The organism is Porphyrobacter sp. MBR-155 (genome assembly GCF_040547625.1).
Classification (GTDB): domain Bacteria; phylum Pseudomonadota; class Alphaproteobacteria; order Sphingomonadales; family Sphingomonadaceae; genus Erythrobacter.
The window spans coordinates 99,496-120,139 of sequence record NZ_JBEPQB010000008.1 but is presented as its reverse complement, the minus strand read 5'-3'; the positions used below and the strand labels follow the sequence as shown (position 1 = coordinate 120,139).

General features: G+C 63.0%; 16 protein-coding genes and 2 tRNA genes. 14 read left to right on the top strand and 4 right to left on the bottom strand.

Annotation, left to right across the window (positions count from 1 at the left end; all coding sequences use genetic code 11):
- Positions 1–122 precede the first annotated feature (122 nt).
- Both ABIE62_RS10510 and ABIE62_RS10505 read left to right on the top strand, forming a co-directional pair.
- Positions 123–196 (top strand) — tRNA-Cys (locus ABIE62_RS10510).
- 50 nt (positions 197–246) lie between these two features.
- Positions 247–322 (top strand) — tRNA-Thr (locus ABIE62_RS10505).
- A gap of 141 nt (positions 323–463) precedes the next feature.
- Here the strand turns inward: ABIE62_RS10505 and ABIE62_RS10500 are convergent.
- From ABIE62_RS10500 to ABIE62_RS10485, 4 genes are all read right to left on the bottom strand, one after another.
- Complete coding sequence (locus ABIE62_RS10500) at positions 464–1,549, bottom strand: LLM class flavin-dependent oxidoreductase (RefSeq protein ID WP_354325839.1); 1,086 nt, start codon at positions 1,547–1,549, stop codon at positions 464–466.
- A 131-nt stretch (positions 1,550–1,680) separates the two neighbouring features.
- On the bottom strand, positions 1,681–2,610 hold the full coding sequence (locus ABIE62_RS10495) for an aldo/keto reductase (RefSeq protein ID WP_354325837.1): 930 nt from the start codon (positions 2,608–2,610) through the stop codon (positions 1,681–1,683).
- Positions 2,603–3,616 carry a LacI family DNA-binding transcriptional regulator gene (locus tag ABIE62_RS10490; protein ID WP_354325835.1) on the bottom strand — a complete coding sequence of 338 codons (1,014 nt, stop codon included), beginning with the start codon at positions 3,614–3,616 and terminating at the stop codon, positions 2,603–2,605. The genes ABIE62_RS10495 and ABIE62_RS10490 overlap by 8 nt, the downstream gene beginning before the upstream one ends.
- Positions 3,613–5,673, bottom strand: coding sequence for an alpha-glucosidase (locus tag ABIE62_RS10485; RefSeq protein WP_354325833.1), 2,061 nt, complete (start codon positions 5,671–5,673; stop codon positions 3,613–3,615). Before ABIE62_RS10485 ends, ABIE62_RS10490 begins: the two co-directional genes overlap by 4 nt.
- Positions 5,674–5,775: 102 nt before the next feature.
- Here ABIE62_RS10485 and ABIE62_RS10480 point away from each other — a divergent pair, with 102 nt between their 5' ends.
- From ABIE62_RS10480 to metH, 12 genes are all read left to right on the top strand, one after another.
- Complete coding sequence (locus ABIE62_RS10480; RefSeq protein ID WP_354325831.1) at positions 5,776–8,109, top strand: TonB-dependent receptor; 2,334 nt, start codon at positions 5,776–5,778, stop codon at positions 8,107–8,109.
- A gap of 112 nt (positions 8,110–8,221) precedes the next feature.
- Positions 8,222–9,487: an MFS transporter gene (locus tag ABIE62_RS10475; RefSeq protein WP_354325829.1), complete on the top strand. Its 1,266-nt coding sequence runs from the start codon at positions 8,222–8,224 to the stop codon at positions 9,485–9,487.
- Between the two features lie 105 nt (positions 9,488–9,592).
- Complete coding sequence (locus ABIE62_RS10470) at positions 9,593–10,684, top strand: YeiH family protein (protein WP_354325827.1); 1,092 nt, start codon at positions 9,593–9,595, stop codon at positions 10,682–10,684.
- Positions 10,684–12,171, top strand: a complete 1,488-nt coding sequence (locus tag ABIE62_RS10465) for a glycerol-3-phosphate dehydrogenase (RefSeq protein WP_354325825.1) — start codon at positions 10,684–10,686, stop codon at positions 12,169–12,171. Before ABIE62_RS10470 ends, ABIE62_RS10465 begins: the two co-directional genes overlap by 1 nt.
- A complete protein-coding gene (locus ABIE62_RS10460) occupies positions 12,168–12,740 on the top strand; it encodes an NADPH-dependent FMN reductase (protein WP_354325823.1) in 573 nt (190 codons plus the stop codon). Before ABIE62_RS10465 ends, ABIE62_RS10460 begins: the two co-directional genes overlap by 4 nt.
- Positions 12,737–13,363, top strand: a complete 627-nt coding sequence (locus tag ABIE62_RS10455; RefSeq protein ID WP_354325821.1) for a 3,4-dihydroxy-2-butanone-4-phosphate synthase — start codon at positions 12,737–12,739, stop codon at positions 13,361–13,363. The genes ABIE62_RS10460 and ABIE62_RS10455 overlap by 4 nt, the downstream gene beginning before the upstream one ends.
- Before the next feature lie 2 nt (positions 13,364–13,365).
- A complete protein-coding gene (locus ABIE62_RS10450; protein ID WP_354325819.1) occupies positions 13,366–14,604 on the top strand; it encodes a molybdopterin-dependent oxidoreductase in 1,239 nt (412 codons plus the stop codon).
- Entirely contained in the window at positions 14,601–14,948 is a 348-nt protein-coding gene (locus ABIE62_RS10445; RefSeq protein WP_354325817.1) for a hypothetical protein, read from the top strand. The genes ABIE62_RS10450 and ABIE62_RS10445 overlap by 4 nt, the downstream gene beginning before the upstream one ends.
- A gap of 84 nt (positions 14,949–15,032) precedes the next feature.
- Positions 15,033–16,022 (top strand): ArsR/SmtB family transcription factor, encoded by a 990-nt coding sequence (locus tag ABIE62_RS10440; protein WP_454184751.1) that lies wholly within the window; start codon positions 15,033–15,035, stop codon positions 16,020–16,022.
- Positions 16,019–16,948 carry a methylenetetrahydrofolate reductase [NAD(P)H] gene (gene metF, locus ABIE62_RS10435; protein ID WP_354325813.1) on the top strand — a complete coding sequence of 310 codons (930 nt, stop codon included), beginning with the start codon at positions 16,019–16,021 and terminating at the stop codon, positions 16,946–16,948. The genes ABIE62_RS10440 and metF overlap by 4 nt, the downstream gene beginning before the upstream one ends.
- Positions 16,945–17,991, top strand: coding sequence for a homocysteine S-methyltransferase family protein (locus ABIE62_RS10430; RefSeq protein WP_354325811.1), 1,047 nt, complete (start codon positions 16,945–16,947; stop codon positions 17,989–17,991). Before metF ends, ABIE62_RS10430 begins: the two co-directional genes overlap by 4 nt.
- Before the next feature lie 21 nt (positions 17,992–18,012).
- A complete protein-coding gene (gene metH / locus ABIE62_RS10425) occupies positions 18,013–20,640 on the top strand; it encodes a methionine synthase (protein WP_354325809.1) in 2,628 nt (875 codons plus the stop codon).
- Positions 20,641–20,644: the final 4 nt, after the last annotated feature.

The window sequence follows — 20,644 nt, the reverse complement described above, 5'->3', positions numbered from 1 at the left end:
GCGTCCAGATTGACGTTGCGTCAACCGATCCCCCAAGCCTTGCCCACGAAACACAGATTGCCAAGCCCGCAGCGAATCGCTAGTGCGCGCGCTCTGTTCGGGACGCATGCCCCGGATGGCTCGGCCCGATGGCGGAGTGGTTACGCAGAGGACTGCAAATCCTTGCACGCCGGTTCGATTCCGGCTCGGGCCTCCACCTTTGCATTGCGCGCATTGCCCCCCGCAATTAGGGCAGCACGCGTATATGCCGCTTTAGCTCAGTTGGTAGAGCATCGCATTCGTAATGCGGGGGTCACAGGTTCGAGTCCTGTAAGCGGCACCATTTCCCTGTTTTCTGATATCGCCGGACGTTTGAAATTCCCATGTTTTTATGGGATTTAATGGCTCCCGGCATCGGCTGGCGTTCCTGCTGGTGCCCCCAAATCCACGCGATCCGGGGGCACTTTTGGGGTGGCTCGCGGGCTTACAGGTTCAACGGGCCGTGCTGGATATGCGGCAGCACGTGGCGGGCGAACATGTCGGCTTCCTGCGCGTGGGGATAGCCTGACAGGATGAACGCTTCGATCCCCTCGGCCTGATAGGCGCGCAGTTTGGCCAGCACCTGATCGGGCGTGCCGACGATTGCCGCCCCGCAACCTGACCGCGCCCGGCCGATCCCGGTCCACAGATTTTCTTCGACGAAGCCATCGCCATCCGCCGCGCTGCGCAATTCCTGCTGGCGCTGGACGCCGTAATTCTTGGCGTCGAGCGATTTTTCGCGGATCGCGCGGCCTGCGTCATCATCCAGCTTCGACAGCAAGCGATCGGCATAGGCGCGCGCTTCATCCTCGGTTTCGCGCACGATCACGTGGGCGCGGTAACCGAACTTGAGTGTCCGGCCATAGCGCGCCGCTCGTTCGCGCAGGTCGGCGATGTTTTCGCGCACCTTGTCCATCGTGTCGGGCCACATCAGATAGACGTCGCACGCCTCGGCGGCGCATTCGCGCGCTTCGTGTGACAACCCGCCGAAATAGAACGGCGGACACTTGCCCGACAGCGTGGTGATGCGCGCCGGATCGAGCTTCATCTGGAAGAACTCGCCCTGAAAATCGAGGTGTTCGCCGTTCAGCAGCGTGCGCACGATCTTCATGATTTCGGTGCCGCGGCGGTAACGCGGGCCGCTTTCCATCTTTTGGCCCGGCAGATCGGAGGAGATGATGTTGACGTTCAGCCGCCCACCGGTGCCTGCCGCATTGGGGCCAAGGATGCGGTCAAGCGTCGCAATCCGGCGCGCCAGTTGCGGCGGCCAGTCTTCGCCCATCCGGGTCGCCCACAACAGCTTGATCCGCTGCACCTGCGTTGCCACAGCAGCGGCGAAGATGGTGGTATCTAGGCCCAACTGATAGCCCGAAGGCAGCAGGATGTTGTCGAACCCGCCTTCTTCGGCGCGCAGCACGATGTTGCGACAATGCTCCCAGCTGGATTGCAGATATTTGTCGGGCACGCCGAGAAATTCGTAATCATCATCGCACAGCGCGGAAAACCACGCGATTTCGCATTGTTGGGTCATTTCCGGTTCCTCATCCAACTTCCGTTCGCCCTGAGCTTGTCGAAGGGCCGTTCTTCACTTCATGCTTCCCGCGCATCCTCAAGAAGGACGGTGCTTCGACAAGCTCAGCACGAACGAGGTGGGGTTCATGATCAGGGCAGTGGCACTCCACGCGCGGCGATCAGCACCGCATACCAATCCTGCCGCGTCCAGCGCACGCTCAGCGCCGCCGCGCCCTCGGCAATCCGGCCCGCGTTCTGCGATCCGATGATCGGGATGATCCCCGCCGGATGCGCCATCAGCCAGCTATAGGCGGCAACCGTGCGCGACACCCCTTGCGCGTTTGCCACCGCGTCCAGCGCAGCCGCCACCGCCTTGTCACGCGGCGTTTCGGGCGCGGTCAGCAACCCGCCTCCCAGCGGCGACCAAGCCATCGGGGTGAGGCCGAGCATCATCGCCTGATCCAGCTCGCCATTTTCAAAGCAGGTGATACGCAGCGGGCTGATTTCGGGTTGGGTCGTCACCAGCTTGTGGTCAAGAAAATGGTTGAGCGCGGCGGTCTGCGCCATCGTGAAATTCGACACGCCCAGGCTGCGCACCTTGCCCGATGCCACCGCATCATCGAGCACGCGGGCGACCTCTTGCGGGTGGGCGAGGATATCGGGGCGGTGGATCTGCCACAGATCAACGTGATCCACCTTCAGCCGGGTGAGCGAATCATCGATCGCCTTGCGCAGATAATCCGAGCTCTGATCATAGGGCAGCGGGGGCAGGATCCCGCCCTTGGTGGCCAGCACCATTCGCCCGCGCAAGCCGGGTTCGGCAACCAGTACTTCACCCAGCAGCGCCTCGGCATCGCCAAACCCGGTGGTCCCATCAGGTCTTGGGCCATCAAAGCCATAGATGTCGGCGGTGTCGAGGAACGTGATCCCGGCATCGAGCGCCGCGTGCACCAGCCGCGCTGCATCGACCGCAGTGCGCCCGTTTTCAGCGAGGCGCCACATGCCCCAGGCAATCGGTGACACCGCAATGCCGCTATGGCCAAGTGTGCGGGTGGCGGGGGGAAGGGGCAATTCACTCATGAGATGGTCCTTTGGGCGGAGCGACAGAGGCGCGCTCCACCAGAGTGTGGGGCAGGCGGCGATGGTTGATATCTCCGCCCGCAATCAGAATTTCAGTGGCGGTGCGCGCCAGTTCGGCCATCGGTTGGCGGATGGTGGTTAGCGGCGGCCAGACCGTGCGGGCCAGCGTGGTATCATCGAAACCGGCGACCGAAAGTTCGGCGGGCACGTTGATTCTGCGATCATGCGCCACGGCCAGAACGCCAGCCGCCATATCGTCATTCGAGGCAAAGATCGCGGTGGGCCGATCAGGCAGATCGAGTAATGCACGCGCGCTGCGCACACCCGAGTCGAAATCAAATTCGCCATCGACAACCAGATGCGGTTCAAACGGAATGCCCACCCGGTCAAGCGCGCGGCGATAACCGAACAGGCGATCATCCGATGCCATGTGATTGGTGTGGCCTTTGATAAAGCCGATGCGGCGGTGGCCGGCGTTGATCAGATGCGTGGTCATGTCGTCGGCGGCCTGCGCATCGTCCATGAACACCGAACTGGTCAGCGCATGGTTGGTCCCCGGCGATATCCGCACGAATGGTACGTCCATCGATTCAAGCGCGCGCAGCACCGGGTCGCAATCGGTCACGGGGGATGACAGGATGATCCCGTCGACGTGGGTTTCACTCACCAGCCCGCGCACCTGATCGCCCACGCGCGGGTCAGCCACGTCAACCGGCTGCGCCAGTAGGCGGATGCCGTTTTCGTGGCACACATCCCAGCACCCCTTCTGGATCTGGAACATGTAATAGGGGCTGTGATTGTCGTAGATCAGCGCCACCTGATTGGACTTGGCACCCGACAGTATGCGCGCGGCCACGCTGGGGCGAAAGTCCAGATCGGCCATCGCCTGTTCAACCTTGCCGCGCAGGGTATCGCTGACATAGGGGTGGCCATTGAGCACCCGGCTGACGGTTTTGACCGCCACCCCGGCGCGCGCGGCAACATCGCGGATATTGGCTCTGCTCATGCCCGATCGCCTCCGATATCGCGCAGCTGCGCAAACAGGGGCGCGAACACGCTGTCCGGACGGGTGAACACCGGCGGCTGACCCAGCGGCGCAGACACGTCATGCCAGCCGGGCGCAAAGGCCTCACCCGTCCACAGATGGCTCCATTCCTGTCCGCTATCACCCGGTAGATAGACCCGCCGCATCGCCGCCCCCTTTTCGATTACTGGTGCCACCATCATGTCGGCCCCATACAGGAATTGATCCTGAATCGTGAAAGTTTGGCGGTCTTGCGGATAGTGCAGAAACAGCGCGCGCATGGCGGGTAGGCCGCTGGCCTGCGCTTCGGCCACCAGCTGCGCCGCATAGGGAGCGAGCGCGGCGTGAATCCGGCTCCAGCGGACGAAGCCTGCGATCAGTTCGGGGGTTGAGTCGATCTGCAGGTTATCGTCAGGCCGGTTGCCCTCATGCGTGCGCATTACCGGGCTGAACGCGCCCAGTTCATACCAGCGCAGCAACAATTCGGGCTCACGCACATTGCCGAACAGGCTGGTATAGCCGCCAACGTCCGAATGGCTAAAGGCATTGCCGACAAGCCCGGATGACAGCGCGGCGGTGATCACCGTGCCGATGCCGTCATGGCGGCTGAAATCGACCGATTGATCGCCCGCCCACAACAATGGGCAATGCGCCTGCACCCCGGTATGCCCGGCGCGCATGAACCACAGCACATCGCCGCTGCGCCCGCGCGAGGCGACGGCGCGCGCGTTGACCTCGGCCCAGCGCACCGGCCAGCGGTTGTGTTCCTGCATCGGATCGCCATCGTGGAGCCTGAGATCGACCGGCATATATTCGCCAAAATCGGCCATCCATCCGTCCAGCCCGAAATCGAGCATTCGCTTGCCGATCACCTCCTCGGCGAACCAGTCCGCAGCCGCGGGGTTGGTGAAATCGACCACGCCCGCGTCGAACTCGCCGAAATCGACCAGATAGGGGGCGTCAGAATCCAGCCGGCGCGCGAAAAATCCCTTTGCCGCGGCTTCAGCGTAAAGCGGGCCATCAACCGCGAGATAGGGGTTCACATAGCCCATAAACCGGATGCCGCGCGCTTTCAGCGCGGCGATGCGATCGGGCAGGGCGGGATAGCGTTTAGGGTTCCATTGCCAGTCCCAGAACAGGCGGCGGCCAAAGCTGGTTTCGCGCAAGCCGACCCAGTCTTCGCACCACAGCCCCGATACGGCCGCGCCTGCATCGATCAGGCGTTCGAGCCGGTCAAAGCTGTTCGTCCCGTCTTTAAGCCCCACCATCGCGCCGCCGAGTGCCCATTCAGGCAGCGGCTGACGCGGGCCGAACCGCGCGCCCAACTGGCGCACCAGATCAGCAGGATCGCCCTCAAACAGATCAATCGCGACCTCGCCTGACCAGACGTGGATGCGCAGCCGTCCGGGCTCGGTCGCGTCCAGCTCGCAATAGTCGGCATTGGCGAGGCTCAGCGCCCAGCCCGCCGAACACAGCACCGTCGGTTCGGGGTAATTGGTGGTCCAGTAATCCCCGCCCGCAAACGAGCCATCGGCGCTGGCCTGATCGGTCAGTGCTGTGCCGGGTTCGCGCCCGACGCCCGGCTCGCTCGTCCAGATCGGAAAGCGGCGGCCATTGAGCGCAAGATAGCTCATCTGCTCTCCGCCGCCCCACAGCACATCACCCGCGCCGAGGTTGAAATCGATGGTGATGCGATCATGCGGGGTCAGCGTCTTAAGGCTGAGCCGCCCGCCATCCGGCGCGATTCGCGCCGCCACCTGCGCGGTTTCATTGAGGCTGGAGAGCACAAACCCGTCACCAGCGCGGGCGCATTGGGTAAGTCGCGCTGCGGGACGCAGCCCATCGCCGAGCCGGAAATTGCCGCGCACCATCGCGACCTTTGGGTCGCCTGAACCGATTGCAATGGCAGGTAAACCAGACCTGTGACTGACAATAGAATGCCCGCCCAGCAACAGGGCGAATCCATCCTGAAGTGCAGCCAACTGCGACGCCAACGCCCTTAACTCCCCATATTGGTGCTTTCTGACACCGCTTGACATACAGCGACAGAAAGCGCAACTCAAGCGTCCAAAGATCGACCGCACGGGCGATGATCTGACGATCGTCAAATGAGTTGATCAGGTTTGAGGGGAGAGAGCAATATGTCCGTCACCACCAGAATTGCGCTTAAAGCGCTTGCAGTTTCCGCCAGTTCGCTGGCGCTGATGTACGCCGCTCCGGCGCTCGCGCAGGATGAAGCAGAGGACACCGGCGGCATTGCCGAAATCCTTGTAACTGCACAAAAAGTATCTGAAAATGTTCAGGATGTGCCGATTGCGATCACCGCAATCACCGCTGACCGACTCGAGCAAACCGGCACCACCAGCCTTGAAGGGCTGACCCGGCTGGTTCCATCGGTAACCTTCCGCAAGGGCACCACCAGCGCCAACAGCGCGATTGTGATGCGCGGCGTGGGCACGATCACTTTCTCGATTGCTGCCGAACCCAGTGTGTCCACCGTTGTCGACGGAGTCGTGCTGTCACGTTCTGGTCAGGCGTTCATGGATCTTGTCGATCTCGAACGGATCGAAGTTCTGCGTGGGCCGCAGGGCACCCTGTTCGGCAAAAACGCTTCGGCGGGCCTCGTCAACATGGTTTCCAAGGGTGGCACTGACACTCTGGAGGCTGAAGCGCGCGCCGAATGGTTTGAAGGCAATGAATATCGCCTTCGCGCGGCAATTTCCGGCCCGCTGGGTGAAAACCTCAGTGGCCGCATCACCGGATTTTACGGCACCTATGATGGCAACATCACCAACGTCTTCGGCGGGCAGGAAGAAGACGTGAACGGGTATGAACATTATGGCGCACGCGGGATCGTCGATTACGACAATGGTTCGGCAAAAATCCGCCTGATCGCTGATTACTTCAAGGCGGATGATGATTGCTGCGCCGATATCACCACGGTCAGCCGTGGTGCGGTGCTGGATGCCGAGCTTGGCCTGCCTGGCGGCGTGGCGCAGGGGCTCGATCAGCGCTACGTCAACCACAATCTGGTCACCGAGACCCGCGACGAACAGTGGAGCCTGACCGCATCGGGTGACTTTGATGTTTTCAACAGCCACACGCTGAGCTTTGTCGCGGGCTATCGCAACTGGAAAAACCGCGAAATTCGTGAAGGCGATTTCCTGCCGCGCGCGCTGGTCGGCACTGCTGAACTGCACGATGACGGCACGGTGAAGACCGAGCAATATTCGCTCGAAGTGCGGTTGGCGTCGGACACATCAGAGGACTTTTTCTATCAGGTCGGGGCATTTGCCTGGCGATCAGACAATGAGCAGCAGTTCACGCGCGAAGTCGTTACTTGCGCCAGTTCGACACTGCCGGTTGATCCGCTTACGGGCGGCCAGCCGTGCAACCTTGCGGACACGGTCAACACGATTTTCCCCACTGCAACTTCGGACAGCGATGTTACATCGGAAAACTATGCCGTGTTTGGTCAGGCAACCTACCGTTTCAGTGATATGATCGCGCTGACCGGGGGGCTGCGTTATACATGGGATGATCTGGAGTTTAGCCATTTCCGCGCTCCGGGCGTCAACGCTGCTACCGGCCTGCCTGCAACCGGGCCGGGCGTGTCGGGTAACCCGGCGGGCGGCACGATCGCCAGCGGCGGCAATGGCACGAACCTGTCAACCGGTTCCAGCACCAACGGCAACCTGTCGGGCAAGGCCGTTTTGCAGGTTTATGCAGCAGACGACATCATGCTGTATACCAGCTATACGCGCGGGTATAAGGGCCCGGCCTTCAACGTGTTTTTCAATCACACCGCTCCCAATAATGCGGTGCCGATCGATGCCGAGACCTCCGACGCATTCGAAGCGGGGATCAAATCGCAGTTCCTCGATAATCGCGTGCAGCTCAACCTTGCCGCGTTCACGGTTGAATATGATGGGTTCCAGGCCAACAATTTCGTCAATCTGAACGGCACGATCATCACCAACCTGACCAATGCGGGCACGGTCAAGACCGAAGGTTTTGAAGCCGATCTTGTCGTGGTGCCAGTCAGTGGGCTGACCCTGCGGGCAAGCAGCGCCTATGCCGATGCCAAGGTGAAGGAATTCAATCCCAATCCGATTACCAACGCGCCTGATGCCCGCAACGGCACCAGGCTCCCGCTGGCTCCCAAGTTCACCTATACTCTGGGTGCCAGTTACGAAGCCGACCTTGGCGGCTTTGGCCTGCATCTTGATACCGACTTCCGCCACTTGAGCTCGCAATTCTCCGATCTTGGTGAAAGCGGCCCGCTTGATGGCTACGGCATCTGGAACGCGTCAGTCGGTTTTTCGGATCCGGATGACAATTATCGCCTGACCTTCCATATCCGCAACATCACCGATGAAAGCTTTGCGCTGCTGAACGTTGGCAATGGCCAGCGTCTGCAAATCCCGCGTGAGGCGGATCGTTATGTCGGGGTCAGCCTGCGCGCCCGTATGTGATGGAGCGCCTTCTGGTCGCATGATAAGAACAGGGCCGCCAGAGCGATCTGGCGGCCCTTGTCTTGTCCGGCCACGCTTGTCCCGCCCCTCTTCTTCCAGCTAGGAGCCTGTGATGGCCGCACAATCTTCACCCCTGTCCAGCCGTCTGCGCTGGTCGCTGTTCACGGTGTTGTGCATCGCCGGGGTGTTCAACGCGATGGATCGCCCGATCATCGCCATCCTCAAACCCGACATGATGGCGGATTTCGGCTGGAGCGACAGTGATTTCGGTGATCTGGCGGCGGTCACGCAATTTTCCGCAGCCTTTGCGTTTCTGTTCACCGGCTGGCTGGTTGACCGGCTGGGCGTGAACCGTTCGATGCAGGTCGGCGCATCGGCGTGGAGCGTGGCTGCGATGGCGCATGGCTGGGCGATAACCACGTGGCAGGTGGTGACGGCGCGGATCGGGCTGGGGCTGACAGAGGCGGTGCAGACCCCGCTGACCATCAAGACGGTGGCGACGCTGTTTCCGCCGAACCAGCGATCCTTCGCGTTCGGGTTTGCGACGATGCTGGCGGGTGCTGGCACGATTGCGATGCCGTTCGTGATCCCGGCGCTGGCGTTGACAGTGGGCTGGCGCGGCGCGCTGGTGGCGGGCGGGATCGGCGGGTTCATTTCGCTGCTCGCATGGATTTGGCTCGCGCGCGGGCTCAGCCAGCTGCGCGAACGCACCGTTGACGAAGCACCCACTGATAGCGGCGGCGACGCCGCCGGATACGGCCCGATCCTGACCAACCGCAAGACCTGGGCCATCGTCGGGGCCAAGGCGTTATCCGACATGACGTGGTGGTTCATCAATTTCTGGTTGGCGGATTATTACCGCAAGGAGTTCGGCCTTTCGACGATCGAACTGGGCGTGCCGCTGGCGATTGCCTTTGCCGGATCGGGGCTGGGCGCGTTGCTGGCGGGTTGGGGATCGACCCGGCTGCTTGAACGCGGCTGGGGGGTCAACCGCGTGCGCAAGGGGGTGATGCTGATATCGGCGCTGATGGTGGCGCCGCTGCCATTGGTGCTGGAGCTTAATTCGTTCTGGCCGGTGGCCTGCATGATCGGCGTGGTGATGGCGGGGCATCAGGGCTTTTCGCTGTCGCTCTTCTCAACCATCACCGATGTTGTGCCCAATGCCAAGGTGGGCCGGGTAACGGCATTTGGCGCATTCATGGGCAATATGGGCGGGGTGGCGATCAGCCTGATCGCGGGCCGGGTGCTGGATGCCGGGTTCGGGTTCGTGCCGCTGTTCGTGTTCGCGGCCAGCTCCTATCTGATTGCGTTGGCGTGGTTCCAGTGGCTATTGCCAACCATCCGCCGCGATGAAGGCGCGCTGGGCGCGGCTGTATGAGCGGTGCGGTTGCATTCAGATGGTGTGCGGCCTAATGGTGTGACACCGTAGGACAGAAAACATGGGCGAGGCTTTCCGGAACACGATGCGCATGGTCAGTTTGACATGATCGACAAGCGGCGGCCTGACTTTGATGCCTATGCGGGCGATCTGTTCGGGGAAATCATGCTGGCCGATACGGCCGCGGCGGCCCCGGCGGCGGCGCGCGAGCCGCTTTCCCGGTTCGTGCCCGGTCTGGCAATCTGCATTATCGCCAGCGCCGCTGCCGCGTGGCTCAGCCAGAATTATGGTGTCCCGGTCATCCTTGCCGGTCTGTTGATCGGGCTTGCGCTCAATTTCGCGGCTGGTGATGCGCGCACCCATGCGGGGCTGGACGCCGCATCGCGCCATGGTCTCAGGGTCGGGATCGTGCTGCTCGGCTTTCAGGTGACAGCGATGCAGGTGGCCGCGATGGGGGCGGTGCCGTTTCTCGGCCTTGCGTTGGTGATGTCGGCGGCGGTAATCGCCGCGCTGCTGGCGGCGCGGGCCACCAGACAAAGCGCGTCGGTGGGGCTGTTGGCGGGCGGCGCGACGGCGATCTGCGGCGCGTCTGCGGCGCTGGCGCTGTATGGCGTGATCGGGCGCGAACGGATCGATCAGGCGCAATTCACGCTGACGCTGGTGATTCTGGCTGCGGCATCGGCAATTGCGCTGACCACCTATCCGGCGCTGACCCAGATGCTGGGTTTCAACGATGCGCAGGCGGGATTTCTGGTCGGCGCGTCGATCCATGATGTCGCGCAGGCGATCGGCGCTGGCTTTGCCGTGTCCGATTCCGCCGGGGCGCAGGCGACCGTGGTCAAACTGACCCGGGTGGCGTTGCTGGCCCCGCTGGTGACACTGGCGGCGCTGTGGATTGCGCGCGCGCATCCGGTGGCGGATGCAGGCACGGGTGCGCGGGTGCCGATGCTGCCGGGCTTCATTCTCGCTTTCCTTGCGCTGGTCGGGGTCAATTCATTGCTCAGCTTGCCCGCCGTGGTTGCGGACAATGCGCTGATCGCGTCCAAGACGCTGCTGCTGCTGGCGGTGACTGCAACCGCGATGCGCACTCGCACCGATCTGCTGCTGCAACTGGGCTGGCGCTCGGTTATGCCGGTGCTGGCGGCGACCATCGCTTCGCTTGGCGTGGCGCTGGCCTTTGCGAAATGGGCGGTGTGATGGAACAGACCTATGATCTTGCGGTAATCGGCGGCGGGGTGAACGGCGCAGGGATCGCCCGCGATGCCGCGGGGCGCGGGGCGCGGGTGCTGCTGCTTGAACGCGGCGATCTGGCTGAGGGCACCTCGTCATCGTCGACCAAGCTGATCCACGGCGGGCTGCGCTATCTTGAGCATTATGAATTTGCGCTGGTGCGCGAATCCTTGAGCGAACGCGAAGTGCTGTGGGGCATTGCCCCGCATATCATCTGGCCTTTGCGGTTCATCCTGCCGCACCGCCCCGGCCTGCGCCCGCGCTGGCTGCTGCGGCTGGGGTTGTTCCTGTATGACCATATCGGCGGGCGCAAGCACTTGCCGCCCACGCAGTCGGTGAAGTTGGCCAACCACCCGGCGGGCGCGCCGCTAAAACCCGAATATACCCGCGCCTTTGCCTATTCGGATGGCTGGGTCGATGATGCGCGTCTGGTGGTGCTGAACGCACGCGATGCGGCGGATCGCGGCGCGGATATCCGCACCCGCTGCGAAGTGACGGCGCTCACCCGGCAGGGCGATAGCTGGCTGATTACCGCTGGCGGCGAACAGTTCCGGGCGCGCTGTGTGGTCAACGCCGCCGGGCCGCGCGTGCTGGACGTGCTAGGACAGGCGGGTGAACCGACCAGCCAGCGGATGCGGTTGGTGCGCGGTTCGCATATCGTGGTGCGCAAGATATTCGACCACGATTTCGCCTATTTCTTCCAGCTGCCCGATGGGCGCATCTTCTTTGCCATCCCCTATGAACAGGATTTCACCCTGATCGGCACCACCGATGTCGATCACACCGCCGGGCTGGATGAGGTGCGCGCCAGCGCCGATGAAATCGCTTACCTGTGCGCAGGAGCCTCCGAATATTTCCGCACCCCGATCACGCCCGATGATGTGGTGTGGACCTATTCGGGCGTGCGCCCGCTGGTCGATGATGGTTCGGGCAGGCCCGAGGCGGCGACGCGCGGTTATCGCTTTGAACTAGATGGCGGCGCAGGTGAGGCACCGCTGCTGTCGGTGTTCGGCGGCAAGATCACCACCTACCGCCACCTCGCCTCCGAAGCGATTGAACGCCTCGCGCCGCTGTGCCCTGCACTCGATGGCCCGGAATGGACGCACGGCGCGCCGCTGCCCGGCGGTGATTTCGGGCGTGATGAAGCCCCGGCCAAAGCGCGCGAACTGGCCGATGCCTACCCCTTCATCGGCCCGCAACAGGCAGCGCGCCTGATCCGGCTATACGGCACCCGCGCATGGGCAATCCTTGGCGCGGCTACCAACCCGGCCGATCTGGGCGAGGATTTCGGTCACGGGCTGACCGCTACTGAAGTCGATTATCTGATCGATACCGAATGGGCGCGCACTGCCGAGGATGTGTTGTGGCGGCGCACCAAGCTTGGCCTGCATTTCACGCCGGAACAAACCGCGCGGCTGGCCCAATATATCACCGAAAGGACGGCATTATCATGACCACCATCGTGGCCCTTGGCGGCACGGTCAATCCCGGCAGCACGACCGAACAGGTGCTGCGGCTTGCCGCCAGCATTGCGGCTGGCGAAGGGGCGACGGTGCAGGTGTTCGGCGGCGAATATCTCACCGCGCTGCCGCACTATCTCGGCCCGACGCATGATGCGTCATGCGGGGCGGAAATGGTTGCCGCCGTGCGTGAGGCCGATGGATTGCTGATCGCTGCGCCCGGCTACCACGGCACTATCTCCGGCGTGGTCAAGAACGCGCTCGATTACCTTGAAGATCTCGCCCGCGATGAACGCCCCTATCTTGATGGGCGCGCGGTTGGTCTGATCGCGACCGCGTTTGGCGATCAGGCGTCGATGAGCACGCTGTTGACGATGCGCGCGATCACCCATGCCCTGCGCGGCTGGCCGACCCCGATGGGCGCCACCATCCGCACCTATCGCGGACTGTTTTCGCCCGATGGCGAATGCCTGGATGAACGCGCGCGCGGGCAATTGGAGCTGGTGGGCAAGCAGGTGGTGCTGGGCGCACGCAGCTTTGCCGCCGGGAGGGAGCTGCGGTGAACGCCGATACTGCTTTCGATCAGGCATTGGCCGATATTGCCGCAGGCCGGATCGTGGTGCTGGCGGGCGACCGGCTGCGTGGCGGCGATCTTGATCTGATGATCGCTGCCCGCCACGTCACCCCCGCAGCGATCAATTTCATGGCCACTCACGGGCGCGGGCTGATCTGTCTGTCGATCACGCCAGAACTGGCCAAGCGGCTGAGCCTGAGCCTGATCAATCCGGGAACGCATCGCCAGACCGGGCGGCCCTTTGCCCGATCGATTGAAGCGGCGAGCGGGGTTTCCACCGGCATTTCCGCCGCTGACCGCGCCCACACGGTCGCAGTCGCGATTGCGCCGGGATCAAGCGCGGCCGATATCCATTCGCCCGGCCATGTCTTCCCGCTGATTGCGCAGACAGGCGGGGTGCTGGCGCGGCCTTCGGCGGTTGAGGCGTCGATTGAACTGGCGCGGCTGGCAGATGCTGGCGATGCGGCGGTGATCTGTTCGATAATGCGCGATGATGGCGAAATGGCGCGGATCGATGATATTGGCGATCTGCTGCGCGATCACGGGCTGGCGGTGGCCGATATTGGCACCTTGCTCGCGCGGATCGAAAACGCGGGCGCAGAAAGGGCGTGACGATGGCGGACGGCAAAGATGCGAATGGCACGGCGCGATCCCGGTTGACCCGCCGTGCGTTGCTGGCCGGAGCGGGCGGCGGTGTATTGGCCGCGCCGGTGCTGGCACAGCGCCTGATCGGTGACGGGATGATCGACCTCGGCCTGCCCGGCGGGCCGAGCGAGCGTCCGCTTACCCCGCGATTTCCGGGCAAGGGCGAAATGGTCGTCCATCGCGTCCGCCCCCCGGTGCTCGAAACCCCGATGGCGGTGTTCGATCAGGGCACGATCACTCCCAATGACCGGTTCTTCGTGCGCTGGAACTGGGACATGCCGACCCAGATCAACGCCGCTGCACACCGCGTGGCGGTGGGCGGCGCGGTGCGGCAGCCGGTGTCGCTGACGCTGGATGATATCGCCAATGCGGGCGATCATGTCGATGTGGTCGCGATCAACCAATGCGCGGGCAATGGCCGCGGGTTTTCACAGCCGCGCGTCACCGGAGGCCAGTGGGGCAATGGCGCGATGGGCTGCGCGCGCTGGACCGGGGTGCGGTTGAAGGATGTGCTGGCCAAAGCAGGCGTGGCCGATGGCGCCGCGCGCGTGCGCTTTGCCGGGCTGGATGTGCCGATGGTGGACGGCGCGCCGCAATTCATCAAATCGATCCCGATCGATATCGCCATGCGCGATGATGTGCTGGTGGCATGGGGCATGAACGGCGAACCGCTGCCGCTGCTGCACGGATACCCGCTGCGGATCGTGGTGCCGGGGTGGTTTTCGACCTATTGGGTCAAGATGCTCAGCACCATCGAAGTGCTGACCGGCGATGATGATAGCTACTACGTCGCCAAGACATATCGGGTTCCGGTTGCCCCGGTAACGCCGCAGGACAAGGGTTTCGAAACGGTCCCGGTCAGCGTCATGCCGCCGCGCTCCTTCATCACCAGCCATGCCGATGGCGCGATCATCGCGCTGGGTCAGCCGTTGGAACTGCGCGGGATTGCGATGGGCGGCGACGCGGCGCTCGCCAAAGTCGATCTGGTGGGTGCGGGGCTGGAATTGCCGTGCGAACTTGGCCCGGATGAAGGCACATACGGCTTCCGGCGCTGGTCGCTGCGCATTCCTGAAGTGACCGGCGATCTGACGCAAATCGGCGCGCGCGCCACCAATGCCAACGGGATAACGCAGCCCGCCGAACAGGCGTGGAACCCGAGCGGCTATGCCCGCAATGTCATCGAACGTATCAGCTTGAGGGCGCAATGAAACATTGGGCGATCATCCTTGCAGTCCTGTTGGCAGGCTGTGACAGCAGGCCGGACGTGGTGTTTGCCGATGCGGCGATTACCTTGCCCGATGATCCCGCCGAACTGCCACCCGGCCCCGGCTTGCAGGCGGTGGTGGAAAATTGCACAGCCTGCCATTCGCCATCAACCATGCTGCAACAGCCGCAGGTTCCGCGCGCGAAGTGGGAATCGATCATCGGCAAGATGATCGAGACCTACAAGGCCCCGGTGGATGAAAAGGCGATCCCCGACATCGTCGACTATTTCGTCGCGGTGCAGGCCGCGCAGGCTACCAACCCCGGCGGGTCGGCGGCGGGGCAGTGATTTAGCGTCGCTGGCCGCGCATTTGGCGCGAATCCCTGCAGGGACGATTTACACATATAAAAATATCTTTATATGATATCTGCGATGGTGATCGAGGATATCTTCAAGGCGCTGGGCGATCCGACCAGGCTACGCATTGCGCGGCTGCTGGGCACGATGGAACTGGCGGTGGGCGAATTGGCGCAGGTGCTGGGGCAAAGCCAGCCGCGCGTATCGCGCCACGTTGGCATTCTGTGCGATGCGGGGCTGGCCGAACGCCGCCGCGAAGGCAGCTGGGTGTTTCTGCGGCAAGCCGATGCCGAAGGCGCCGCCGCGCCGATCATCGAAGCCGCGCAGGCGCTGTTAGCGATTGCCGAATCCGCAGAGCCTGCCTTTGCCGAATTGTGCGAGGTTGACCGGCGCAAACTCGCCGCGATCCGCGCCGCGCGTGAGACAGCAGCGGAAGTCTATTTCGCGCGTCACGCCAGCGAATGGGATGATCTGCGCGCGCTCCACAGTCCTGATGCCGAAGTTGAGCAGGCGCTAGCCGCTGCGCTTGCCGATGCGCCGCTGGGCGCGGTGCTCGATATCGGCACCGGCACCGGGCGCATGGCGGAACTGTTCGCCGGACAGGCCGAACGCATCGTCGCGCTCGACAAGAACCTCGAAATGCTGCGGGTGGCGCGGGCGAAACTGCAACACCTGCCGACCGCGCAGATCGAATTGGTGCAGGGTGATTTTGCCGATTTGCCGCATGGCGATGCCAGTTTCGATACCGTGCTGCTGCATCAGGTGCTGCATTTCGCCACCGATCCCGCCCCGGCGCTGGCCGAAGCGGCGCGGGTGCTGCGCGCAGGCGGGCGCATTGCAATCGTCGATTTCGCCAGCCACGACCACGAGGAACTGCGCACCCGCCATCAGCACGCGCGGCTGGGCTTTGGGAATCGCCAGATGGCCGATCTGTTGCGCGCCGCCGGGTTTACCGCGGCCGCGCCAATCGCGCTCGAAGGGGGCGAGTTGATCGTCAAGATCTGGATCGCCAAACGCCGCGCAGATGCCGCTTCCAGAACCGCCGCCACGGAAACCGCCCGATGACCCCGACCCTCGACCAGCTTCACGAATACCGCACCGCCACCGATGCGCCGCTGTTTTCCGGTCTTCCCGGCGACGTGGCAGTGAGCTTTGAATTCTTCCCGCCGAAAAGCGAAAAGATGGAAGCGCAATTGTGGGACGCGGTGACACAGTTGAAACCGCTCGGCCCCAGCTTTGTCTCGGTCACTTACGGCGCGGGCGGATCGACGCGTGAACGCACCCACGCCACGGTTGCGCGGATCATCGCCGAAGCTGGATTGCCCGCCGCCGCGCACCTCACCTGCGTGGCTGCGTCAAAGGCGGACATCCGCGAAGTGGCGGAACAATATTGGGACGCTGGCGTGCGCCATATCGTCGCGCTGCGCGGCGATGCAGGTGAGCCCGGCGCGCCCTTCACCCCGCACCCCGAAGGCTATGCCAGCGCGGCAGAGCTGGTCGCAGGGCTGAAGGACATCGCCGATTTCGACATTTCGGTCGCCGCCTATCCCGAAACCCACCCCGATGCGACAAGCCCGCAATCCGACATCGATAACCTGAAGCGCAAACTGGACGCAGGGGCATCCCGCGCGATCAGCCAGTTCTTCTTCTCCGCCGAAACTTTCTTCGCTTTCCGCGATCAATGCGCTGCGGCAGGCATCGATGCGCCGATCCTGCCGGGCATCCTCCCTGTCACCAATGTCGCGCAGGCGCGCAAATTCGCTGGCGCCTGCGGGGCGGCGATCCCGGCGTGGATGGACGGATTGTTCGAAGGGCTGGATGAAAAGCCCGCCGCGCGCCAACTGGTCGCCGCCACAGTCGCCGCAGAACTTTGCCGCCGCCTTTATGCAGGGGGCGTGCGCGATTTCCACTTCTACACCCTCAACCGCCCCGAACTGGCCTATGCGATTTGCCACCTGCTCGGCAAACGTCCTGTTGGAGAAGCCGCATGAGCGCGCGTGAACGTCTGCTCGCCGCCACCAAAGACCGTGTGCTGATCTTTGACGGCGCATTCGGCACGCAGATCCAGAACCGCAAATTGAGCGAGGCGGATTACGCCGGCACCCTTGGCCTGCCCGCCGATCAGAAGGGCAATAATGATATCCTCGCGCTGACCCGCCCGGATGTGATTGCGGATATCACGCGGGCCTATCTGGACGCGGGATCGGACATTGTCTCGACCAACACCTTTTCGGCCAACGCGATCAGCCAGGCCGATTACAAGGCCGAACATCTGGTTGCGGACATCAACATCGCCAGCGGCAGAATCGCGCGCGCTCTGGCGGATGAATATGCGGCGAAGGACGGCAAGCCCCGGTTCGTTGCAGGCGCGATCGGGCCGACCAACAAGACGCTGTCCTTAAGCCCCGATGTCGAAGACCCCGGTTTCCGCGAAATCACCTTCGATGAACTGGTCGCGGTTTATAAAGATCAGGCCGCCGCACTGATTGAAGGCGGGGTTGACTTTATCCTGATCGAAACCGTATTCGATACCTTGAACGCCAAGGCCGGGGTCATGGCGGTCAAGCAGTTGGAGCGTGACACCGGGCGCGACATTCCGCTGATGATCTCGATGACGCTGACCGATCTTTCGGGCCGCAACCTGTCGGGCCATACGGTCGAGGCATTCTGGTATGCGGTGCGCCATGCCAAGCCGCTCACCATCGGCCTCAATTGCAGCTTTGGTGCTGAACAATTGCGCCCGCACGTCAAGGTGCTCTCGCAGATCGCCGATACGCTGTTGATGATCTATCCCAACGCGGGGCTACCCAACGAGCTGGGCGAATATGACGAAGCGCCGGAGACGACCGCCGGGCTAGTGGCGGATTGGGCCGATCACGGACAGGTCAACATCCTTGGCGGGTGCTGCGGATCGACGCCTGACCATATCGCCGCGATTGCCAAGGCGGTGGCAGCATCGAAACCCCGCGAAGTGCCGCATCCAGCGCCTGCCATGCGGCTGGCGGGGCTTGAGCCGTTCACAGTTGCGGCCTGAATTGACCTGAAAGACAAGCAAGTGACCCAGCCATCCTCCGCGCGCTTCATCAATATCGGTGAACGCACCAACGTCACCGGCAGCGCCGCGTTCAAGAAGCTGATCATGGCGGGCGATTACGCCGCTGCGGTCGAAGTCGCGCGCCAGCAGGTCGAAAATGGCGCGCAGGTGATCGATGTCAACATGGATGAAGGGCTGCTCGATGCGGTCCACGCGATGACCACCTTCCTCAAACTGATCGCTGCCGAACCCGATATCGCCCGCGTGCCGGTGATGATCGACTCATCGAAATTCCATGTGATCGAGGCGGGGCTGAAATGCGTTTCTGGCAAGCCGATCGTCAATTCGATCAGCATGAAGGAGGGCGAGGCGCAGTTCCTCGAACAGGCGCGCATCTGCATGGATTACGGCGCGGCGGCGGTGGTGATGGCGTTCGACGAGGTTGGGCAGGCCGATACCCGGCAGCGCAAAATCGACATCTGCAAGCGCGCCTATGATCTGCTGGTGGGCGAAGGCTTCCCGCCTGAAGACATCATCTTCGACCCCAATATTTTCGCGGTGGCGACGGGGATTGAGGAGCATGACCGCTACGGCCTCGATTTCCTTGAAGCGGTGAAGGAAATCAAGGCGCAGTGCCCCCACGCCAAGACGTCCGGCGGGCTATCGAACCTGTCGTTCAGCTTTCGCGGCAATGAAACCGTGCGCCGCGCGATGCATTCGGTTTTCCTCTATCACGCGATCCCGGCGGGCCTCGACATGGCAATTGTCAACGCGGGGCAATTGGACGTTTACGACCAGATCGACCCGACCCTGCGCGATGCCTGCGAGGACGTGATCCTCGCCCGCCGGTCAGATGCGACCGAGCGCCTGATCGACCTTGCTGAAAGCTATAAGGGCAAATCGGTCGCCGACGAAAAGGCCGCCGAGGAATGGCGCGGCTGGCCAGTTGAACGCCGGCTCGAACATGCGCTGGTCAAGGGCATCGACGCCTATGTGGTTGAAGACACCGAAGAAGCCCGCGCCGCGCGCGCGGCCAATGGCGGCCGCCCGATCGAAGTGATCGAAGGCCCGTTGATGGACGGCATGAACGTGGTTGGCGACCTGTTCGGTTCTGGCAAGATGTTCCTGCCGCAAGTCGTCAAATCCGCGCGCGTGATGAAGAAGGCGGTCGCGCACCTGATCCCCTTTATCGAGGCCGAGAAAGACCTGCTGCCTGAGGAAGAGCGCAAGGCCAAGGGCAAGATCATCATGGCCACGGTCAAGGGTGATGTTCACGACATCGGCAAGAACATCGTCGGCGTTGTATTGCAGTGCAATGGCTATGACGTGATCGACCTCGGCGTGATGGTGCCGTGGCCGACGATCCTCGCCTCCGCCAATGACAACAAGGCCGACATGATCGGTCTGTCGGGCCTGATCACGCCCAGCCTCGACGAGATGGTAACAGTGGCCGAGGAAATGCAGCGCGCAGGGTTCACCATGCCACTGCTGATCGGCGGGGCGACCACCAGCAAGGTGCACACCGCGCTTCGGATCGACCCGGCTTACGAAGGCCCGGTGATCCATGTGCTCGATGCGAGCCGCGCGGTGGGGGTGGCGTCCAAGTTGCTGTCCGACACCCAGCGCGATGATTACGTCGCGCAGGTTGCGGACGAATACACCCACGTCCGCGATGCCCGTGCAGGCAGGTCGCAAAGCGTGCTGCTGAGCATTGATGAGGCACGCGCCAATTTCTACGATGCGTTCCTGTCAGATAAACCCGCCCCGCCGCAGCAACCGGGAGTGCACGTGTTCGATGACTGGTCGCTGGAGCACCTGCGCACCTTTATCGACTGGACGCCGTTCTTCCGTGCATGGGAACTCCACGGCAATTATCCCGGTATCCTGACCGATGATGTGGTGGGCGAAACCGCGACGCAATTATTCGCCGATGCCAATGCGATGCTCGACCAGATTATCGCCGAAAAATGGCTGACCGCGCGCGGCGTTGCCGGGCTGTGGCCCTGCGCGCGCGACGGGGATGATGTGACGATCCACCTCGCCGAACAGGAACAGCACGTGCGCCTGCCGTTCCTGCGCCAACAGGTAAAGAAAAGCCGTGACCGGGCAAATATGTGCCTTGCCGATTTCATCGACCCCAATGGCGACTGGATTGGCGGGTTTGCGGTCGGCATTCACGGGATCGAGCCGCACAGCGCGCGGTTTCAGGCCGACAAGGATGATTATTCCGACATCTTGCTGAAAGCCTTGGCGGACCGGTTCGCTGAGGCTTTTGCCGAGGCGCTGCACCAGCACGTGCGCACGACATTGTGGGGCTACGCGCCGGGCGAACAACTCACCTGCGAGGCATTGATCAAGGAGCAATATCGCGGCATCCGCCCCGCGCCGGGCTATCCTGCGTGCCCTGATCACTCGCTGAAACCGATCCTGTTCGATCTGCTCGATGCGCCGGCGAACGCTGGGCTGACCCTGACCGAAAGCTTTGCCATGTGGCCGACGGCGGCGGTCAGCGGCTTTTATTTCGGCCACCCGGAATCGCAATATTTCGGGGTGGCGCGCGTGGGCCGCGATCAGGTGGAAGATTACGCCGCGCGGCGCGGGGTTGATCTGGCGACGGTGGAGCGCTGGCTGCGGCCGAACCTCGATTGATCGG